At 58.8% G+C, this 19,566-nt stretch carries 17 protein-coding genes; 2 read left to right on the top strand and 15 right to left on the bottom strand.

The genetic code is table 11. The annotated features are described in order from the left end of the window. Positions 1–45 precede the first annotated feature (45 nt). The 14 genes from NFC73_RS06835 to NFC73_RS06895 form a co-directional block, all read right to left on the bottom strand. On the bottom strand, positions 46–1,005 hold the full coding sequence (locus NFC73_RS06835; RefSeq protein WP_254748750.1) for a carbohydrate ABC transporter permease: 960 nt from the start codon (positions 1,003–1,005) through the stop codon (positions 46–48). Between the two features lie 7 nt (positions 1,006–1,012). Further along, positions 1,013–1,987 (bottom strand): ABC transporter permease, encoded by a 975-nt coding sequence (locus NFC73_RS06840; protein ID WP_254748752.1) that lies wholly within the window; start codon positions 1,985–1,987, stop codon positions 1,013–1,015. Then, entirely contained in the window at positions 1,984–3,027 is a 1,044-nt protein-coding gene (locus NFC73_RS06845; protein ID WP_256548677.1) for a LacI family DNA-binding transcriptional regulator, read from the bottom strand. Before NFC73_RS06845 ends, NFC73_RS06840 begins: the two co-directional genes overlap by 4 nt. 207 nt (positions 3,028–3,234) lie before the next feature. Further along, a complete protein-coding gene (locus NFC73_RS06850; protein ID WP_254748756.1) occupies positions 3,235–5,727 on the bottom strand; it encodes an ATP-grasp domain-containing protein in 2,493 nt (830 codons plus the stop codon). Positions 5,728–5,730: 3 nt separating this feature from the next. After that, positions 5,731–7,086: a condensation domain-containing protein gene (locus tag NFC73_RS06855; protein WP_254748758.1), complete on the bottom strand. Its 1,356-nt coding sequence runs from the start codon at positions 7,084–7,086 to the stop codon at positions 5,731–5,733. Next, entirely contained in the window at positions 7,083–7,760 is a 678-nt protein-coding gene (locus tag NFC73_RS06860) for a 4'-phosphopantetheinyl transferase family protein (RefSeq protein ID WP_254748760.1), read from the bottom strand. The genes NFC73_RS06855 and NFC73_RS06860 overlap by 4 nt, the downstream gene beginning before the upstream one ends. A 9-nt stretch (positions 7,761–7,769) precedes the next feature. Then, positions 7,770–9,035: an MFS transporter gene (locus NFC73_RS06865; RefSeq protein ID WP_254748762.1), complete on the bottom strand. Its 1,266-nt coding sequence runs from the start codon at positions 9,033–9,035 to the stop codon at positions 7,770–7,772. Then, positions 9,028–10,218: an LLM class flavin-dependent oxidoreductase gene (locus NFC73_RS06870; protein ID WP_254748765.1), complete on the bottom strand. Its 1,191-nt coding sequence runs from the start codon at positions 10,216–10,218 to the stop codon at positions 9,028–9,030. The genes NFC73_RS06865 and NFC73_RS06870 overlap by 8 nt, the downstream gene beginning before the upstream one ends. Before the next feature lie 17 nt (positions 10,219–10,235). Then, the gene (locus NFC73_RS06875; RefSeq protein WP_254748767.1) at positions 10,236–11,399 is read right to left on the bottom strand and encodes an acyl-CoA dehydrogenase family protein; all 1,164 of its coding nucleotides are present in this window, start codon (positions 11,397–11,399) and stop codon (positions 10,236–10,238) included. Further along, entirely contained in the window at positions 11,399–12,154 is a 756-nt protein-coding gene (locus tag NFC73_RS06880; RefSeq protein WP_254748770.1) for a class II aldolase/adducin family protein, read from the bottom strand. The genes NFC73_RS06875 and NFC73_RS06880 overlap by 1 nt, the downstream gene beginning before the upstream one ends. Next, positions 12,135–12,671, bottom strand: coding sequence for a dihydrodipicolinate reductase C-terminal domain-containing protein (locus NFC73_RS20980; protein ID WP_372494590.1), 537 nt, complete (start codon positions 12,669–12,671; stop codon positions 12,135–12,137). Before NFC73_RS20980 ends, NFC73_RS06880 begins: the two co-directional genes overlap by 20 nt. A gap of 191 nt (positions 12,672–12,862) precedes the next feature. Next, positions 12,863–13,117: an acyl carrier protein gene (locus tag NFC73_RS06885; RefSeq protein WP_254748772.1), complete on the bottom strand. Its 255-nt coding sequence runs from the start codon at positions 13,115–13,117 to the stop codon at positions 12,863–12,865. Between the two features lie 41 nt (positions 13,118–13,158). After that, positions 13,159–14,595: a class I adenylate-forming enzyme family protein gene (locus NFC73_RS06890; RefSeq protein WP_254748774.1), complete on the bottom strand. Its 1,437-nt coding sequence runs from the start codon at positions 14,593–14,595 to the stop codon at positions 13,159–13,161. Positions 14,596–14,683: 88 nt separating this feature from the next. Next, the gene (locus NFC73_RS06895) at positions 14,684–16,135 is read right to left on the bottom strand and encodes a nitroreductase family protein (protein ID WP_254748776.1); all 1,452 of its coding nucleotides are present in this window, start codon (positions 16,133–16,135) and stop codon (positions 14,684–14,686) included. Positions 16,136–16,890: 755 nt separating this feature from the next. On the opposite strand from NFC73_RS06895, the gene NFC73_RS20985 reads away from it, so the two are divergent. Continuing rightward, the gene (locus NFC73_RS20985; protein WP_504967592.1) at positions 16,891–17,883 is read left to right on the top strand and encodes a ScbA/BarX family gamma-butyrolactone biosynthesis protein; all 993 of its coding nucleotides are present in this window, start codon (positions 16,891–16,893) and stop codon (positions 17,881–17,883) included. Here the strand turns inward: NFC73_RS20985 and NFC73_RS06900 are convergent. Beyond that, positions 17,810–18,457, bottom strand: coding sequence for a ScbR family autoregulator-binding transcription factor (locus NFC73_RS06900; protein WP_254748778.1), 648 nt, complete (start codon positions 18,455–18,457; stop codon positions 17,810–17,812). The two genes, NFC73_RS20985 and NFC73_RS06900, sit on opposite strands and share 74 nt — an antisense overlap. Positions 18,458–18,459: 2 nt before the next feature. Here NFC73_RS06900 and NFC73_RS06905 point away from each other — a divergent pair, with 2 nt between their 5' ends. Next, entirely contained in the window at positions 18,460–19,455 is a 996-nt protein-coding gene (locus tag NFC73_RS06905) for an NAD-dependent epimerase/dehydratase family protein (RefSeq protein ID WP_254748780.1), read from the top strand. Positions 19,456–19,566 lie beyond the last annotated feature (111 nt).

The raw sequence follows: 19,566 nt of genomic DNA on the forward strand, positions 1-19,566 counted from the left end.
CGTCCGACGGCGGTTGCCCGGGCGGCGGGTAGTGCGGGAAGAGACCTATTTGACGGCGCCGATCATGGCGCCCTTGGTGAAGTGCTTCTGCATGAAAGGCAGGGCAATCATGAGTGGCAGGCTCGAGACGACGATCATGGCGTACTTGGTGAGCTCTGCGATCCGTTGCGCGGCGGCATAGGATTCGATGTCTCCGCCGGTGGTTCCGGTGGATGAGACGTCTGACTGGATGAGGATGTTGCGCAGGACGAGCTGCAGCGGGTACTTGGAGTCGTCGTTGAGGAAGATCAGTGCGTCGAAGAACGAGTTCCAGTGGGCCACGACGTGGACCATGATCATGAGCATGATCAGCGGCTTCGACAGCGGGAGCACCATTTTGAAGAAGAATTTGAAGTCGGTTGCGCCGTCCATCTGGGCGGCTTCGCGTAGTTCGTTCGGGATGGTGTGTTCAAAGAAGGATCTGGCGATGATCAGGTTCCATACGCCCACCGCGCCGGGAAGGACCACGGCCCAGACGGTGTCCAGCATGCCCAGGTCGCGGACCACCAGGTACTTGGTGATGAGTCCGCCGTCGAAGAACATGGTGATCACGAACAGGAGCATCAGGATCTTCCTGCCGGGCATGTCCTTGCGGGACAGTGCGTAGGCGCCGCACAGGATGGTGCTGACGCTGACGGCGGTGCCGAGCACGGTGTAGATGACGGTGTTGCCCAGGCCGTTCCAGATGCGGCTGTCGGCGAAGATCCGTTCGTAGCCTTCGGTAGTGACACCGGAAGGAAACAGCCAGACCTTACCTTCGTAGACGGCGTTCGGGTCGCTAATGGAGGCGATGACGATGAAGTACAGCGGGTACACCACGGACAGGATGGATAGCAGCAGGACGGTGGTGGCGGCGAAGTTGAATGCCCGGTCGCCGTATTTGGCACGCAGTATCTGCTTGGGGCGGACCTGGCCGAGGGGCCGGTTCGGGTTCACGGTTGTGCGGCGGTTGGTTGTCAGGGACATTTCGGCATCACCACAGGGTCGCTTGGTTGGCCCGGCGCGCAATCGTGTTGAAGACGAGCAGCAGTGCCAGGTTGAGGAGGGAGTTGAACAGGCCGATGGCGGCCGAGTAGCTGAACTGCGCCTGCTGCAGGCCTGCGTGGTAGACGTAGGTCTGGATGATCTCCGAGCTTGAGAGGTTCAGCGGCGTCTGCATCAGCAGCGCCTTCTCGAAACCGACGTTGAGCAGGTTGCCGATAGCCAGGATAAACAGGATGGTCACCACCGGCATGATGCCCGGCAGGTCAATGTGGCGGATGCGCTGCAGCTTCGAGGCACCGTCGACCTTGGCCGCATCGTGGAGCGCCGGGTCGATGGCCGCCAGGGCCGCCAGGTACACGATCATCGAGAAGCCGGCGTTCTGCCAGACATCCGAGATCACATAGATAGGACGGAACCACTCCGCCGAACCCATGAAGAAGATCGGCTCACCGCCGCCCAGCTGGATGGCGTTGTTCACCAGCCCCGACCTCGGGGACAGAACGACGAACATGATGCCCACCACCACCACGGTGGAGATGAATGCGGGCGAATACAGCACCGTCTGCGTGAACTTCTTGAACCTCTCGCTCTGGAGCTGATTGACCAGCAACGCCAGGATGATCGGAATGGGGAAGGCCAGCAGCAGGCCTAGGACGGCGATCCACAAGGTGTTACCGACCACCTGGCCGAACTGGTAGGAGTTCACAAACCTGATGAAGTGGGTCAGGCCCACCCAGGGGCTGCCCGAAAACCCGTCCACCGGGTTGTAGTTCTTGAAAGCGATCTGAACGCCGTACATCGGCCAGTACTTGAAGACCAGAACGTAGATGATCGCCGGGGCTAGTAATACGTATAACTGCCAGGCCTGGGAAATCCTCTTCAAGCGGAGCGAAAGAGAAGTTTTCCGCTGCGGCAACGGCGCCGCAGCAGGACGCCCGCGTCGGGCCGGGATGGTGCGGCTCATGGCATCTCCTTAGGATGAGTCACTGAATTCCTTTCAATCAGAGGGCAGTCCATCAGCTCGACCCGGCCATCGGGTTCCGCATCCTGGAGGATCAGCTCAACCGCGCGCCGGCCCATGGCGACGAACGGCAATTCAAAAGTGGTCAATCCCGGACGAAGAAACGGCGCCAGAGTCGCCTGATTATCGAACCCCACGATCGAGACGTCCCCAGGGATTGAGAGGCGCAGGTCCGAGACGGCCTGATAGGCACCCCAGGCGCCGCGATCGTTCGCGCAGAAAATAGCGGTCGGCGGGTTGCTGGAGGTCAGCAACTCCATCGCGTACTTGTAGCCATGCTCCTCACCGCCTTGACCGAAACGGACCAGCGACGGATCAACGTCCAGCCCCGCTTCCTCAAGTGCCGCGCAGTAGCCCTCATAGCGGCCGACGGCGGCAGGAAGGCCGCTTTCAAGGGTTTCGATATTGATCATCCCTACCTTGGTGTGGCCCGCCTCGAGCAGTCGGGTGGTGGCCGCGTACCCGCCCTTGACCTCGTCCGGGGCGACACTCGGGACCCGACCGGCCCGGTCCTGCGAATTCAGCACCACGGACCTGACGCCCGCCAGGGCCTCCGGAACTTCCAGCCGCCGATGATACATGGCGGCGTAGACCACGCCGGCAACCTTGTAGGAGAGCATGGTGTCCAACGAAGCGGCCTCGAGCTGCCTATCTCCACCGGTGTTCACAGCGAGCAGCAAGAGCCCGTCCTCCCACGCCCGCTGCTGCGCACCTTCGATGATGGCGCCGGCAAAAGGGGTAGTGGCCACGGAATCGCCGATGAACCCGATCATGCCGGCCACGCCCTCGCGAAGGACTTTCGCATGGGCGTTGGTCCGGTAGCCGAGCCGGTTCACGGCGTCCCGAACTCGCTTACGGGTATCCTCGGAGAAGCGCGACCCGGAGGCCGAATTCAGCACCAACGACACGGTGGCCTGTGAAACGCCGGCAGCAGCAGCGACGTCATGCATAGTCGGTCCGGACTTAGGCCGTGATCCAGCCATGATGGGCACCTCCTCGGGCCAGTTGCTTTGGTGGGTTATTCGTATAACTTCGGTCAACTGTAGCGCGCATCACATCCGGCGTCAACAGGACCGAAGAGTAAGGCGCATCGGGCTAACTGGACGGAACCAAATGACGTCTGCCGGCTGTTGATAGGTATGGACCTTTTCGCAGCAGCAACAGACGACGAGCTACGATCGCTCGTACTTTCAGGCGGGGGCTGCCGCCAGAGGCTTGGACCTTATCTCAAGGAGGTCAGCCGCTTTTCTGATGGTGTCGGCGCACGACTCTTCGGAACTTCCGGTGGCGATGATTGCAGCGGCACGGGGCACAACGCCTCGGGGAGGTAGCTGAAGAACTTGGCCTGCTTCGGCGAGCACATGTACGGCGTGGATACCTGGCACGGTTCGGGCGGCGGTAGCGTCCACATTCTCAATTACGCAGTCCTCATCCGGATAGATGAAGGACACTTCTGCGAATCCGGTGCCACCTTGGTGCACCGCGGGACGGCGCCCGAATGCGATCTCTTTCGCTGCGATGACGAGGTTCGTCCCGTGGGCCAGATAGCCGAGATGAGGGATGAGGTCTCCGCCGAGGCGGCAGTTGAGTTCAACGAGCCGAGGACCTCTCCCGGTGAGCCGGATCTCGGCATGCGTGATGCCGCTGCTTACCCCTAGGGCAGTATGAACATGCTGCAGCATGTCTTCCACTTCGGCGAACCATGCCTCATCGGTCCATGGACAGACAAGGTGGCCGATCTCCTCAAAATGCGGTGCTGGGCCCAGACGTTTCCTGGCAACGTTTGCGCAGCGTACATTCCCTTGGAAAACGATGCAGTCCACACTGATCTCGTCACCCTCCAGGAACTGCTCAATCAGGGTTCCCGGCTGTCGCCCGAGTCCGGGATACACACTGCCTTCACTTTGCCGGTAGGCGGCCCGCAGCTGCGCTTCATCGGCTGCAAGCACAACGCCAACGCTTGCCGCCAAGGAACGGGGTTTGAGGATGACAGGATATCCTCCACTACTCCTGACTTGGTGAACGGCCTCTTCTTCGGAGCTGACCAAGCTGGCGTGGACAGGCGATATTCCCGCCGCGTTAAGTAGTGAACGGGTTGCGTACTTGTCGCGGCAGTTGGCGACTGCCTGCGGTGACATGCCAGGTAAGTCATGAATAGTTGCAATCTCTGCGACAAGGGCGACAAGCGTCTCGTCCCACGTCATCACGGCCACTGGTCCCTCTGTCTCCAGCAGGACCTGCGCAACGAGCCGAATTGTCTCCTGAGGCGTGTCGCGTGAGATTCTCAGGTGCCGGTCTATGTAGTCCTGCTGCCATGTCGGGTCCACGGTGTCGAGCAGAACGATATTCGCCTGGCCAGCCAAGCTCTGGAGCCCATACTCCCTGTATTTGTGGGCACCTGCCCCAAATACCAGCAGTGTTTCCCTGGCCGTGGCGCGCGTCGTGAGTTCGTAGTCGGCGGCGACCGTCAGGAGTTCCTTTGCCACGGTCGCGGTGTCTGGACCGCGGAACCTGAATCGTGCCCCGGTCATTTCATATCCGCCGACGTTGGGCATTACGGCGCCGACTGTTGGCAGGACCTCGGCGTACACACCAGGGGCGCCGATCCGGCTGTCGGCTGCTTCCACGACGCATGGGCTGGCGGATGATGGCGGTACTATTAGCCAGCCCGCGACATCGCTGGTGGTCTTCTCAAGCGGCCGATGAGGTATGCAAATTTGCTGGCCAGCCTGAATCGAGAAGGCGATGGCGAGGAGGTCAGTGTTGTGCACCTCGCGCCACACGTACGGTATTTCGGCGCCCCCTACCCGTGCCGCAATTTCGAGAAAATCGAACTCTGTGAGCGTGGAGTTCCGGGCGAAGAGTTCCAGGTGGAAGACCTGCGGGTCCTGGGTGATTCCACAGAGAACCTTGGTGGTGAAATCCGCGATATGGTCCAGGGAGGTACGGTCGTCGATTTCGACGGAGCCCAGTGTCGCTCCGGAATCGAACTCGTAGCACGTGTTGAGATAGTGGGACGCCTTCCACACCTCAAGCCGAGTTCCAGTGAAGTAGCCGTCAACATGTACCACGGTGCCCTGAATGAAGGGTTGGACAATCATTGCCTCGTCGTCCGGGAGAACGAAACGTTCAACTTCGCGAGGTCCGTCCAGACGGGACGTGCCGGAAGATCCTGTCCCAGCGCGCGGCTTCACGAACACCGGCCACCCCCGATTCGAAGCGAATTTGAGGATATCTTGACTCGTTTCGACGGGTTCGGTGGCCGGCACATCAACCCCGTTTGTCTCTAGCCGTCTAGCCATGACCAGCTTGTCGCGGAATGGAAGGACGTCCGAAGTGCGATCTCCGGCGATTCCCAGTCGCTCGCGGATCACAGCGGCCGCAAGAAGGTCGCCCTCGTGCAATGCAATGAGCCTCGTTACGGGCCCCACCCGCCCTACCATCTTTTGGACGGCGGCCGCGTAAACCTCGATGTCCGTGTCAGTTGCGATGGGTTGGCCGCTCGTCGTCACCACTTCGGTGTCAAAGGCTCTCTGCATAGGAAATGAGTCCATGCCCGCCTGAGTGACGACGTAGGTGACCGCTGCGGATGCATGATCAATATATTCGGCATATCTTGCCACTTCACCGCGCCACCTGTGGACAATCAGAATGTGACTTCGTGAACTTTCGTGAATCTTCATAAGTCAAACGCAGCCTTCGGGTGTAGCGGTAAGGAGTTCTCTGCTTTGCAGGGCTTTCGTAACGACGTCACGGGTACCGCGAAGGATGCCCTCCAGCACGTGCTCGGGCAAGCCATTCGTGCGCAACTTCAGGACCAAGTTCTTCTCACCGACGAAGATGCGTAGGTAGCACCGTGGCCCCACTGAGGAAAATACTCGTTCCCATTCGATCTCTAGGGCTTCATCCGGTTCCGTCAGCTTTTCGTCGGCGGCACGGGAACTAATGACGTTAACATGCACCGTCGGCTGGCTTGCGGTGCTGGCCTGTTCTGCCAACTCCCTGTCCGAGATTACGTCTACGTCGTATATGCCTAGCCGGTACGCCCCCATGGACTTGCGCTGAATCAATTCGGCCTGTTCCCGGAAAGTCATGCTGGGTGCAAGAGGCAGGGAGATCGGAATCCACTGATTCATGGAGGTGATCAGGTCCCGCCAACGTGACGCGAATCGGTTGGACGACATGAGTCCGACGGCCATTGGTCTGCTGTCCGTGTATTGCCGAACAGCCTGGACGACACCCGTGATTACGACGGTCCCTACAGAGACCTTTAGCAACACCGCGAGCCCGGTTGCGCTTCGGTACAAGTCGGTTGAAGTCAGCGAGGCCTGCAATACTGCCTGTTCGTCTGCGACCGCCGTGAAACGCGCGGGAATCGTGGTGTAGACGGCACCAAAATGCCGTCGAGCTGCATCTGACCGAGCAGCCCAAACATCTGTGTGGCGCTGTTCATCGGCGATGGCGGCGAGGCTGTGAACAGGCCGAGAATCCCACTCCGCGGAAGGTGCTCGGAGCAGGTTCAAAAACTCTGCCGTCAAGAGCTCCACCGCCCACGCGTCAAACGCGATGTGATGCTTGGCAAATAGGACATGGGTGAGCCGGTCAAATCCTGGGTCAGAGACTTCGCCGTCGCCGTCTACATGCAAGCCGGTGTCTGGTGAGGCTGCGAGTGCGACAACACGCCAAGGGCGGACCTTTTGCAGGTCGAAGGGTTGGCGCCGCAGTTCGTCCGCTTTTGTCTCCACGTCTTCGGCACTTACGCAATGAACGCTTACATCGATGGCGTGCAGCGGCGGCATCAGGATCTGACGCGGTTCCTTAGCGTTTCCAAGATCGAATAGCGTCCTCATGGCTTCGTGCCGGGTGTCGAGGGCAACAAGCGCCGATTCGATCATGCCTGCGCTGGTTTCCGGCGGCAACCTGATGATTGTCACGTAGTTCGGTTCGTGCCAACGTTCTCTTGGCAGGGCATCAATGTCCCGCCATACTGACATCTGGCCGAACGTAAGCGGCCCCGCCGAAACAGTCGATGTTTGCGTCAATTCGTTTCCTTCCATTGCCGGACAACGAGTTCGTGGTCCGGGGCGAGTACGGCCAGTGTCATTTCATGCAGCGCCGGTGCAGGCAGGCTCACGAAATTTGCTACTTGCCAAGACTCACGGTCCTGACGGATACATTCGTTCATCTCCGGTGTGGCCTGCCGACCCACCGTGAGTTGGGCTTTCCCCAGTAACCGCACCAGAGGGATTCCTGAGGCTTTGCTATAGGCCTCTAGCGTGGTCCAGCGTTTAGTGAAGTCCGGGGGCTCTGTGCCGCATCCGAGCCGCCGGGCCTGGCTGGCCGTTGGCATGTGCCACGCCTCCAGATCGATGCCTAACCTGTGGGATCCGACGCAGACCGCCGCAGCGGAGTAGATTCCGGCATGCGTGATGCTGATGGAATAGCCAGCTGCCAAGGGAGCGCCAGTCACGGACCGGGTGACGAGGCCACTCGCGGCACCGATCGAAGTGAGCATCCGCGCGGCGAGTGCCCTCCCACGAAGAGCCGATGCGGCTTTCGCCGGCGCAAGCCGGCGCATCGCCGCCCCGACACTCGGTTCCGGTACAGCCAGGCACTCATCATCCGAGGCTGAGAGGACGCCGACATGCACTACAAGCCGGACTGCTGTAACGCTGTTCAGTTCGGAGGCTTGCCCCTTGACGTCGTTGACTGGCATCGTGACGGTTCAAGCCTTTGCGGCCGGCGAGAAGCGGGATTTCCTCGCGCCAACCAGGAGCCACAGGCCCAAGGCCACTCCCAGGCCGAGCGCGAGCAGGTTGGTCCCTTCCCATCCCAGTGAATAGAAGACGATGCTGGCGGCCAGGGACGCCGCCACAGCGGCACCCGACCCGACTCCCTCTGCTATGGCCTGAAGTCTTCCGCCGCGGCCGGGCGGGTAGCAGGAGACAAGATAGGCGCTACCTGCTACAAACAGGAAGTTCCAGCCGATGCCGTTGAGCAGCAATGATGAGAGAAAGTTGATGAAGCCACTGCCGAGGCTGCCCGCGACAGTTCCGGCGCACAGCAAGATCGTGCCTATGAGGGCAATGTTGCGTTTACCCCATTTGTCCATGAGAGCGCCCGAGAACAACGAAGGGGCAAACATGCCGACCAAGTGCCATTGGATGATCGCTGCGCTCATGGACATGGAGTGGCCCTGGTGTTCGCTACCTAATGGGCCCACGGCCATGATCATCGTCATGGCCGCGCCGGCAACGCCGAGGGTCAGCAACGCAGTGAGAAAATCCCCACGGTTTGCGATCTCGGAGACGCGGAGGGGCTTCGCGGTGGACGAGGCGTCACCGGGTTCGACCGGCCCTGTGATTGCAGCCTGTCGTGACTTTGCCCCCCCGATAACCAGAAGCAGCGGAAGAGTGGCCAAGCACATCACGGAAACCATGGCATACGACCCGGCGTAGTTAACAGTGAACAAATTCTCCGTTGATGTAGCGATCCACGGTCCGGCGAATGCCGCCAGGAGACCGCCGGCAAGAATGTATGACAGTGCCCGTTCTCGCCCACCGGGCGGTGCAAGATCGGCTGCCATGAACCGGATGTATCCGCCCGTTGCTCGATAGAGGCCAACGACTCCGGTCCCAATACACAGAAGCAGAAATGAGTCCAGGCAAACTGCTGTCACGGACAGCGCCCCGCCTGCGACGCCGGCGATAGCGCCAGCCATCATGACGGCGGGATATCCGAACCGGGCGACTGCCAGCCCTGCAAGGACAGAGCCGAGTGTCCCGACGATAGTGATCATTGCTAACGGAACTGTCGCCAACGCGACACTCGGCGCAAGGCTCAGACCAACGATGGCCGTCAGAGTCAGATCGATGCTGACACAAGCGTAGTAGAGAGCCTGACACAGCATCAGGACTTGAGTGGTTCGGGATGGCATCGATTTGCGCCGCAACGGTGCCGGCGCACTACTCTTGAGGGTCGTATCAGACATGCGTTGCCTCTCGACTCTTTTCCTTTGAGACGTTGGACCCGCGGCCCGCAGAATTAAGGGTCTGGAACTGGCTCTTCATGGTCTCAGTCCACGCCCGGGAGTCATGCTGCCACTGCGTTTGGCCCGTGAGGCGCGGGATGACGAACCGTCCGAACAGATCTAGGCTTTTTTTCTGGTTCTCACGGCTTGCCCAGTCCTGAAGCGTGACAAGAAGTGTGCCAAACCCGCCCGAGTCGCGGGCAAGTTCCATGATCTGGTGAACGCAGTCGTCAACTGACCCGGCGATGATTCCTCCTTGCTGCACGGTGGCTTCAAAGGCCTTGTCATCCGCGATGCTGGCTTGGGACATGGGCAGACCCATGGTTCTCTTCCATAATTCGTTGCGCTGGTACACCCATCCATCGTGTATCTCGTCCAGTGCCTTTTCCTTCGACGTGCTGACATGCACCGGGAACGACACTCTCCAGGTGGAACGTTCGACGCGGTGGCCGTTGGCCTCGGCTGCGCTCTCGTGGGCTTCCCACTGTTTGGCCAGCTGAGCAACGCCAAGATCAGCTCCCGGACGGATCACTCCCCACGCGGGTGCGCCGTGTGAGAGGGCGTTGATCCCCAGACGCCCTGCCAGCTTCATGCCGAACGGCGTTGCGGCGCTGGCCACAACGATCTCCGGCGGCCGGTTTCCGTAAGGTCGAAGCTGGACGCGACCGCTATTGAGAGTGAACCAGTCCGAGTCGCGGCTGACCTCTACTCCGTTGAGCAGTTCCGAAATGACCTCGACGGACTCCGCTGTCATAGGGCGCGTCTCTGATGGCTGGATTCCGAGCATGTGCATATCGCCCGTAACTGATCCAGCGCCCAACCCCAAAATGAACCGGCCCTGGGTCAGGTGGGACAACAACGTAGCGCGTTCGGCGACCATATAGGGATGGTGATACGGGGCGCTGACCACGCCTGTGGCGAGCTTGATCCGTGAGGAACGCTCTGATGCGGCAGCGATAAAAAGTTCAGGGCTGGAGATCAGGCCCCACCCTCCCGAGTGGTGCTCCCCGACCCAGAATTCATCAAACCCGAGGCTTTCGGTAAAGCTGACTAATTCGAGGTCATGTTGAATGAGCTGTTGTGGACTTTCGCTGATGGGATGAAGGGGAGAGAGGAAGCAGCCAAATTTCGACGGCAAGAGCATAGGTATCCTTTGTGGCATCAGAGGTGCGATGCGATAGTTGCGCGATGTATCTGGTTAGTACCTTCGATGATTTGGAGAAGCTTGGCTTCTCGCATAAAGCGCTCGACGGGATTGGCCCGGGTGTAACCGTATGCACCAAGGACCTGCACCGCGTCGGTGGTGACTTTCATGGCCATATCGGTGGCAAAGAGTTTGGCTTGCGAGGCAAGGAGCAGAGCTCCGGGAGAGCCAGTTTCACCTATCGCATGACGTGTCAAAGCCTTCGAGGCAGCGAGTTGGGTAGACATGTCCGCCAGCATGAAGGAGATGCCCTGGAATTCAATGATCTTCCTGTCGAACTGTTCTCGTTGTTTCGCATACAAAGCGGCCGTGTTGAGGGCCGCTTCGGCGAGGCCGTTTGCGCACGCGGCCAATCCGAGGCGGCCTTTGTGGAAGACTTCGGCGGCTATGAGCATTCCCCGGTTCTTGCGGCCAAGCAGGCGATTGGCGGGTACCTTGACGTCAACGAAACGCACTTGAGCCGTAGGGAGAGACTTGACACCCATCTTCGGCTCCGCGGCGCCGATGGTGATTCCTGAGGTCCTGGCGTCGACCAGCAGGCATGAAATCCCCGCTATGCCTTGGCCTCCGGTGCGACAGTACACATTCAACAGGTCTGCCACGGGTGCATGCCCTACCCATGACTTGGTGCCGTTCAGCACAAAGTGATCGCCCCGGTCTATGGCTTGTGTCGTCAAGGAAGATAGATCGGAACCTGCGTCTGGTTCCGAGAAGCAGTTGCCCCCGATTTTTTGGAAGGAGAGCATGTCCTCCAGCAGTTCGGCGCGGAGGTCCTCCCCGCTGTGGTGGGCCAGTCCATGGGTCGCCAGGGCCTGCAGGTGGAGGGACTCAGCGACCGCTGTCCATCCTGTGCTCAGTATTTCAATTGACTCATAAAAGTTCATCGAAGAGGCATCGGGGTTGGCTGACGTGTCTGGCGCCGCTGTCACAGGTGGATAGGCTAGCCGCATAAGCCCGCCCTTACCCAGAAACCGAAGCACCTCATCGGGAAATCGTGCATCTTCTTCGTATTCCGGTGCCATCGGGGCCAGCACATCGGACGCATAGCTGCGTAGCCGACCGATCAGAACCTCGTCGGCCATTGCATCTGCTGTCGGCGTGGATTGCGTTTTCGCGGGCATTAGGAAACTTGACCAGAGGCGTATAAAGGAAGCAGCCTGTGAACCTGGCGTGAGCAGTGATCCCAATACGAGCGCACAGACAAGTCCGCGAAGTTGAACTCGCGCTTCGCAGCGATGTCACCCTCGTCCGAGCTGTGGTATCCGCCTGGGACCCTCTCGGCAGTTAGCTGGAGTGCGCACGCACGTTCCAGAAGATGCGCATAGACCGTGGCGTGTCGGATAGATTTTCCGACAATAACACCGCCATGGTTCCGGAGGAGCGCGGCCGGGTAGGTGCCCAGCGCACTGGCCACTGCCTCAGCAACATCCAGCGTCAGGATCGTGTTGCTTGTCATGGTGAACCTAGGCGTTCTGCCTTCAAAGAAGGCACCGTCGTGTGAAACGGCTCGAAGCTGCAAATCGGTAGCACCAAGGACGAGTGTGTGGGGGGCGTGCGAATGGACGATCGCATTGACATCCGGACGCGCGTTGTAGACCGCTTGGTGCAGAACAACTTCGGGCGGCAGTAGACGGTCCTTGGGGGCCTCCGGATCTGTGCTGGCCTGCAGGATGTCATCGGGGGTGCACTCATCAAAGCCGGTGATGGCATTTTTGATGAAGAACGTATCCGCACCCGGCATGCGTGCCGAAACTTGGCCCTGGTTAAAGTCGTCATGCCCTCCGAGCGACAGTGACCGGGCAGCGATGCTGATTTGCTTAATAAGATTGATCTGAGCGGGTGTGAAGGCAGGCGAATCAATAACTGTTGTCGTCAAGGAGTTTCCTTCCAAAAATCATTCCGAATACTTCTTGGGCGTCGTACACACCAGGACCTTGTTCGGCTGCCCAGTCGGCCAGCAGGACTGCCCCTCGGGCAGCTGATCCAAGTTCGGTGACCTCGTGGTGGATCGTCAGTGACTCTCCGTCAAGATCGACGTCAATCCGGTGTCCACTGACACGGGCTCCGGCCCGGTAACTGGCCACCTCTCGCACAGGAACGCCATAAGCGGCATCCCATCGTTCAGCTAGTTGCAGAGCACTGGCGCTTGGCCGGTCAGCCTTGGTACGGGGGTGGCGTTCGTACACGGAAACGTACGGCGCGTTTGGTAGCCCTGCTAACGACGAGGCTACGAGATCGATCAGCTGCAGTTGGAGCCAATGGCCGAAGGAGAGATTGGGGGCCAAGACAACCGGCGCGGTCCGGCCGTAAGACAGCAAAAGGTCCCGGTCGCTACTTGAAATGGATGAAACGCAATAGATCAATGCAGCGTGGTTCTGGATACAGATAGCCAACGCACGTTGAAGTCCCCTGGCGCGCTTGCATCGATCACCACATCCACCGGGCCCGTGGCGTCGTGGACGGCGCTATTAATGCGTTGTCCGACGGGGTGGCCCGTGCGGTGAAGAGCCTTTTCGATCGCAGATCCCAGCCGTCCGGTGTGGCCGACAATCCCTACCGATGGCGTCCTCATGAACATGGCCCGTCAGGCTGCGCTCTGCGAGTGCACATAGCCGGCAATGCCGTCTACGGACTGCAGGAACCCTGTGTCGCCCTCGAGGTCGATGTACACGCCGAGTTCTGTCTCCACGGCATCAATCAACTGAAGAAAGGACAGAGACGTGAATCCTTTATCCGTCAGATCGGACTTAGCATCTAGCGCTTGTTCTTTGGTGACGCTACCCGAAGAGACTTCTTCAATAATCTCCGAAATTCGGTCTTTCAAGAGTGCAGTGGTCATTGCAGTTCCTTTTTCTTGTGCGGCATGTAGTGGATAAAGGTCTAGGACTGTCCGTCAGGTCCGAGCAAGGCCAGAATTTCTTGAATCTGTGGTTTTCCGGATCCGCTGCGGGGAATGTTCTCTACGACGAGAATCCGCTCGGGAACCTGGTGGGCTGCTAGCAGAGCCGCGGCATGGGCTCGCACCCCCTCAGCTGACAGAGGCGCGCCCTCCCGCTGTGCTTCCACAGACAGGATGGCGGCGAGGATAGTGCGATGTGTGTCGTTGCCGTTTGGAACATTGAGGGCTAGAACGTGAGCATCAGTGACGTCTGTGTGCCTCAGCAAGGCACTGCGCACCTCTTCAGCGGAGACCTTCTTGCCTCCTACGTTGATGCCTCTCCCCTTGCGTCCGGACAGGAACAGCACCTCGCCGACTAGGCGTCCTTGATCACCCGTGATGTAGTAGCCTTCAGCGGTTAGCCGCTGTTCGAAGAGGCCAGGATAGTTAAGGTACCGCGTACCCATGGAAGTCGATCGGACGAGTATGTCTCCGTCGGCTCCATGAACCTCTGGCTCGACAACGCTGATATTGACATGATCAAGTGGCCGGCCTTGACCCCCGGCGGGGTCTGTTGGCCGCGGGTCGAGAGTTAGGGGGCCCGTTTCGGCGAGGCCGTAGTAGTCCGAGATGTTCAATCTATCCCGTGAGGCCAAGGTTGCGCGCGTCTGCTCGGCCAGTTGAGCCGCGGAAGAGAGGCTAAGCCTTAGCTCATCGAGCGGCGGTAACTTCCGCCCCGGCTTGGATAGGGCATCGTAAATAGCAGGAAATCCAACCAGCACGGTCGGCTGGATCTGTTCCAATTTGCGGCGCACGTAGGCCGCCGATGGCAGCGCATGAGGAAGGAACAAAGTTGCGCCAACGAGCAGGGATGGAACAAATGACGTGTTAAATGCCAACCCGTTGTAACCACCCGCGAAGCACAGCACCCGGTCATGGCTCGACAAGCCGCTCGCTGTAATCCATCCTTGAGCGGCATTCAACACTGCTTGGCCAGAAAACTCGATGCACGCGGCTGTTCGAGTCGATCCTGACGTGAATCGGCAGACTTCTGTGGTCGGTGCCAGTGACGGACGATCCGGCCGATCGGCACACCGGACCAGGTCAAGCCCCGACAAACCCGTCGCCAGCTGTGGATTCGCCCCATGGCCGCTGTCGCTGACGTACGAGTCAAGACCGCAGGACTCCAGGAGGTCTGCAATTTGACCGGGCCTCAGGTTCGGATCGATGAGAAAAGGGACGGCTCCCGCGAGCAGGATTCCGAGGAACGCCGCAACGTATTCTGGTGAGTTCTTTGCGATCAGCCCAACACGGAAGTCATACGGGTCGCGAGGACTGCCCTGACTCCCGAGTACAGCCGAAAAGGTTCGCGCCGTATGCAGGAGTTCTGCTGACGTGTATTGGGCTGATGAGCCCACGACCGCGAAGTTGCCCGTCATGCACCGGGTAAGTTCCTGAATGAGAGTCCTTGGCCGTTGCCTTGCAGAGTCCACGCTGATTAGACCCGTGTCTGCGCTCGCCCGAAATCTATTCACCATGGGCCGTAGCCTTCTCTTCCTGGTCGGCTCGAGGGCTATCCTTGGCGACGTCCGACCCGAGTGCTAGCAGGCATAACACTTCATCGTCTGATCCGATTTGCGCGTAAGTTTTCCAGGCGCTGGCATCGAATCCGCCGACTGTGAATACTCCGATTCCGTGACGAGCCGCCCCCAAATACGCCAGCTGGGCTGCGGCACCGGCCCGAAAGAGTACACGCCGTATGCTGTGAGTCTCGGGACTTGGGATTACATCGGTGCGACGCGAGTGTAGAACCAGAAAAGCCTGAGCATGGGCGACGTGTCTTTGCCCCATGCACGCCTTGACGATCCCCCCGGCGTGGTCTGGGCTCTCTATGCGGCGGACACTAAAGCGCCGGGCGAGCGTCTCTTCCTCTGCAGAGGAGAACGAGGCATTATGGCTCAAAACGACAGTCAGTTCCACGCTCCCCTGCCCACCCGTGGTGAGGTTCGTCGGCAACGGGGTTCCGATTGACTCCAGAACCCCGTCGAGAGCCGCGAGGGTGAGTTTCCGGGCAGAGAAGGCCTTGGCGGATTTCCGTTTTTGGGACAACTCACGCCAATCAGAAATAAGAGTTGCCTGCCCGCTTTCTAGCTGTTTCGTGGCTATGACCGGCTCCGGACCCGGCGCATGCACCCAAACGGCATTGGCTTCGAGAGGGTCGACAAGACCGCTCCACGCTTGCGCCTCGAAGTTGAAAGCCGGGGTCTTCTTGGCACTCGTATTTTCGATCTCCACATCAAAATAAAACGTTCCGCGTCGATCGGCTCGGTTCCGCAGTACCAGCACAGAGTGCAATTCGTGGAAGGGCAGGTAATCTGCCAGGATGCACCGCGCAGCCAGGTCTGACGGATCAACATGCAGCGCCGCATCGACGGTTTGAAGGGCCGTGCCTAAGATGTTTACTGCAGCATGGGCAGCGTCAACCTGCGAGTACAAATATCCACGTGGACCGTATTTTCGCATGGAGAGCCAGGGCCGGGTCAGGGTGAGGATGTATGACTGATCCAAGTCCGTGGATAGCGGAATAATCTGAGACAACGTCGCGGCGGCAGCAGCTGGAACCGGAACGCGGGTCACGGCTGACCCGTTTGCCCCCAAACGAAACAATCCCCATGTTGCTGCCGGCGCAGTGCCTCGGCCGTTTCCCTGGACAGCCCCATAGCGACATAGGACCAAAATGGCGTAGGGAAAGATCGCCCCAGCAGAGGGAACCATCCGTCGCCCGCTGGGACCCATTGCAAAAACGGCCTCTTCGACAATTTCCCGGGCCGCGGACAAGTCCTTGCTACCGATACGCTCGACTACGACAGGAGCAGGAGGATCGAGCGAAGTCATTTGATCCCAAAGCTCCGGGGCAGTCTTGCCCAGTTCACTGGTCTCTCCTGGCACTCTTTGATACGACCCCGTTGAAACGTTCATTTTGGGTCCACCTCTAGCTCGACGGACATAGACGTCGCGACCTTCCTTTAACAGTGGGAGTCTGTGGCACGCCAATGTTCGGGTGTGTGTTCATCCCCGAACATTTCAGAATTTCGAAGCCGACTGTTAGGGCTCCTATGCGTCACCAAAAAACCGGGCGATCGGTATTTTTCTATCAGTACGACCATGCTAAGTCAACGACGTCAGCAAATGCCGGCCCGAAAGGCCGGTTTGTGTCAAACAAAGCATGGTGGGGCCTACATTTTGCCTGCTATGGGCCCGCCGCATGGTAAGGACAACGATGTACAGGACGTTTCGTGCGAATTAGGCGCCCCTCAAGTGGGGCCATCAGATTAACTTGAGCGGACCCGGCCCTCACACGCGACCAGTTCGAGAAGTCCGCCGCTATCCTCGACTACCCGCCGAAGTTCACGTCGACGAGATTTCGATTCGGGGGTGAGCCCCAAAGTCAGTTTCGAGAGGTTCCTCCAAGAGATGGGCATTGCCCTGGACGAGACCCGGGACGGCCCTCCATCCATCAATTTGATACCTTGGGGGCCGAGGTAGTCATAGGAGTCGAAGGAGTCTTCGGACAAGATGGACCTCGGCGACATAATCGACTCAGGGGTGCCCTTCCGGATTCTGCTAAGTAGCGGCCGTCGTCGGAACTGAACCAAAGCAGGGGATCAACGTGCCTCGGCGCGAGACGGACCGCCGGGTATGATTCCCTGAGTGACGATATTTGGGGGTAAAAATTGTCTGCAGGCTTTGATTCTGTCCGTTCCACGAGCGGATCCTTTGCTGCTCCGGTAAGTCGAGAGTTGGTTCATCGATTGGCAGTGTCGGAAGTTTTTCTCACAGGAATCCGGGCATCGTCAGACAGCTCATTCACGGTTACGGCTCAGTGGCCACGATGGCACGTCTTCTACAACTGCAGAGGCGATCAATTTGATTCTGCACTTGTTATCGAAACGCTTCGTCAACTGACGGTGCTTGTGGCGCACAGTCAACTTGGCGTTTCATTTAACACGCAGTTTCTAATGCCTGAGATGGATATTTCCATAGTGCCGAATGCTTACTCTGATCCTTCACACCCCGCAGAAATTACAGCTGATGTCACCGTTTCAGAGATTCGACGAACAGCTAACGGCGTTTCGGCTTTTCGCTCCACAGCGATCTTTACTTCTGGGGGCGACGAGGTTGCCAGAGGAACTGCAACGGCCCGTATCGTCGGAGCGGCTGCGTACGATCGGATCCGGACACGTCGACGCAACGGGGTCGGCGCTACCCAAATACTTCCAGTCGACGCCGGACGCGCTGGTTGCACCTCCGTCCTGAACGTAGTCCTGGGCGAGGCTGAACTTCCGTGTGCCTGGCCTCTTAGGGTTGATGTCACCAATCCGATATTGTTCGACCACCCTCTTGACCACATACCTGGAGTCCTTCTAATGGAAGCTGTGAGGCAAACCGTTCGCTTGGCCATTAAGGACCCGAAACTGGATTTTAGTTCCTTCAAAGGCGAGTTTCTGGCAATTGCTGAATTGGGAGACTCGACGTTGGTCGTCCTTGAGGATCTTTTCCTCGGAACAGAATCCTTGACGGCGCACCTACGCATTCAAGCAGGAAGCAGCGTTCTGATGCGGGCAGTAGCATCAGCTGTTAGGAAAGGTGCGCCTATAGCGGCTCAGGCACGTCGAACACTAGCTGAACTAGTTCCCGTGCGTCCTCTTCATACTCCTCATGCATGATTCCAGGCAAGATAATTGTCCACATGTCTGCAATGCGTCGCATAACATCAGCACGATTTGTCAGCACACCAGATACCATCTGCACACCGGTAAAGGATGCGACAAGAAAGTTGGCAAGAGCTCCGGCATCGAGATCGGTTCGAATCTGACGTTCAGTCTTACCCAGCTCGGCGAACTTCTCCATAGTCGAGATCCAGTCTTCGTACGGACCACGGATGTGATGCCCGAACGCCGTCCCTTCAAGGGTAAGCCTAATGCCGGCCCTCACTATCGGGCGCGTTACAAGGCTCTGGCCAAAGGCACCGCACATCAGAATCATCGTTTGGAGAGGACGGAAATTTCCCCTAATGATCGCCTGACTTTGCGACACAACGACACGATGCTGTTCCTCAATTACCGCTTTCGCAAGGTCGTCCTTGGACTGGAAGTGAAAATACAGCGCTCCTTTTGTCACCCCGGCCGTCTCAGACACCTGCGTCAGACTGGCACTCCCGTACCCATGCTCTTCGAAAATGGCGGCGGCGCCGGCGATTATCGCCTCGCGCGTTACTTTCGCCCGGTCCTGAAGGACCATATATGAACCTCAACTCTAGTGCGACGGCCAATAGCCCGCGTCCTCAGCAGTTCACCGACTATGGCAACCATCCGACTCAACCACTGAGAGTGTTGCTAATTGGGCCTACAGGTTTCATCGGAAGCCGCATCCTGGCAGCGCTTGAGGCACACGAGAATATCCTGCTCTCCATCCTAACAAGGAGGGCAGACCGGTTCGTTGCTGGCGCTCGAACAAAGGTTCTCAGCGGCGACCTGGCGTGGCCGGAATCAATCACAAGAGCAGTTAGACACTCGGACGTTGTTATCAACGCCGCCTCCTACGTGGGAGACGATGAAGTGCTTGCAAGACGGGTCAATGTTGACGGTGGCCTGTCGGTTATCCGGGCCTGTGAAGAAGCTAACGTCGAGCGCCTTATTCAAATCAGCACCACCGCAGTCTATGGTTCCGGGCCTCATATCCGGATGCGTGCATCGAAGGCCAACTATCACCCGGAGTCTGCCGCAAGTAGCAGCCGGTCAGTATTGGATAGGGCTGTTCTTGCGGCGGGTGGACTGGTAATTAGGCCAAGCCTCATCTATGGGGCCGGTGACCGCTGGTTCATACCGGGCGTTGTCCGCATGGTTAAGACTCTCGGTGCCACGATTAATGACGGCGACGCCAGACTTTCCATGATTGACGTGGAGGAGTTAGGGCATTTGGTGGCCGCTCTGGCCCTGCGCAACCATTGTCCAGCGGGCGCTTACCACGCCGCCGACCCAGCCCCAAGCACGCTGGCAGACCTCCTTAGCGCTATTCACCGGAACATCGCACCCCTTGCTATTTCAGCAAGTTCTTCTCTCGAGGACGCGGTGCAGCACCTTATATGGGTGGGGATGCGTGCTCATCAAGTGAACCTGCTCGGAATGGACCACTACTACGAAGCGAGCGAACTCTGGAATATGGCAGAAAGGAGACCACCTGGGTTTTGCTTCACACCGCAAGCCATCACATGGTATAAGACGAAGATCAGCCCCTAGGCGGACTCCCGCGAGCCGAAAGACTTTTTAGTGCCTGCTAGCTGGAGCTAGACATCGATCGCGGCAGCACATGCGAATTTCGGACGAGACGGAGGCTGTAGGTCTACCGAA

Origin of the sequence: Pseudarthrobacter humi (genome assembly GCF_024294965.1) — a bacterium.
In the GTDB taxonomy this organism is placed as follows: Bacteria; Actinomycetota; Actinomycetes; order Actinomycetales; family Micrococcaceae; genus Arthrobacter; species Arthrobacter humi.

Coding starts and splice junctions, on each gene's coding strand:
- NFC73_RS06835 (WP_254748750.1), bottom strand. CDS start 1,005: ATGTCCCTGACAACCAACCGCCGCACAACCGTGAACCCGAACCGGCCC.
- NFC73_RS06840 (WP_254748752.1), bottom strand. CDS start 1,987: ATGAGCCGCACCATCCCGGCCCGACGCGGGCGTCCTGCTGCGGCGCCG.
- NFC73_RS06845 (WP_256548677.1), bottom strand. CDS start 3,027: ATGGCTGGATCACGGCCTAAGTCCGGACCGACTATGCATGACGTCGCT.
- NFC73_RS06850 (WP_254748756.1), bottom strand. CDS start 5,727: ATGAAGATTCACGAAAGTTCACGAAGTCACATTCTGATTGTCCACAGG.
- NFC73_RS06860 (WP_254748760.1), bottom strand. CDS start 7,760: ATGCCAGTCAACGACGTCAAGGGGCAAGCCTCCGAACTGAACAGCGTT.
- NFC73_RS06865 (WP_254748762.1), bottom strand. CDS start 9,035: ATGTCTGATACGACCCTCAAGAGTAGTGCGCCGGCACCGTTGCGGCGC.
- NFC73_RS06870 (WP_254748765.1), bottom strand. CDS start 10,218: ATGCTCTTGCCGTCGAAATTTGGCTGCTTCCTCTCTCCCCTTCATCCC.
- NFC73_RS06875 (WP_254748767.1), bottom strand. CDS start 11,399: ATGCCCGCGAAAACGCAATCCACGCCGACAGCAGATGCAATGGCCGAC.
- NFC73_RS06885 (WP_254748772.1), bottom strand. CDS start 13,117: ATGACCACTGCACTCTTGAAAGACCGAATTTCGGAGATTATTGAAGAA.
- NFC73_RS06890 (WP_254748774.1), bottom strand. CDS start 14,595: ATGACGGGCAACTTCGCGGTCGTGGGCTCATCAGCCCAATACACGTCA.
- NFC73_RS06895 (WP_254748776.1), bottom strand. CDS start 16,135: ATGAACGTTTCAACGGGGTCGTATCAAAGAGTGCCAGGAGAGACCAGT.
- NFC73_RS06900 (WP_254748778.1), bottom strand. CDS start 18,457: ATGGTCCTTCAGGACCGGGCGAAAGTAACGCGCGAGGCGATAATCGCC.
- NFC73_RS06905 (WP_254748780.1), top strand. CDS start 18,460: ATGAACCTCAACTCTAGTGCGACGGCCAATAGCCCGCGTCCTCAGCAG.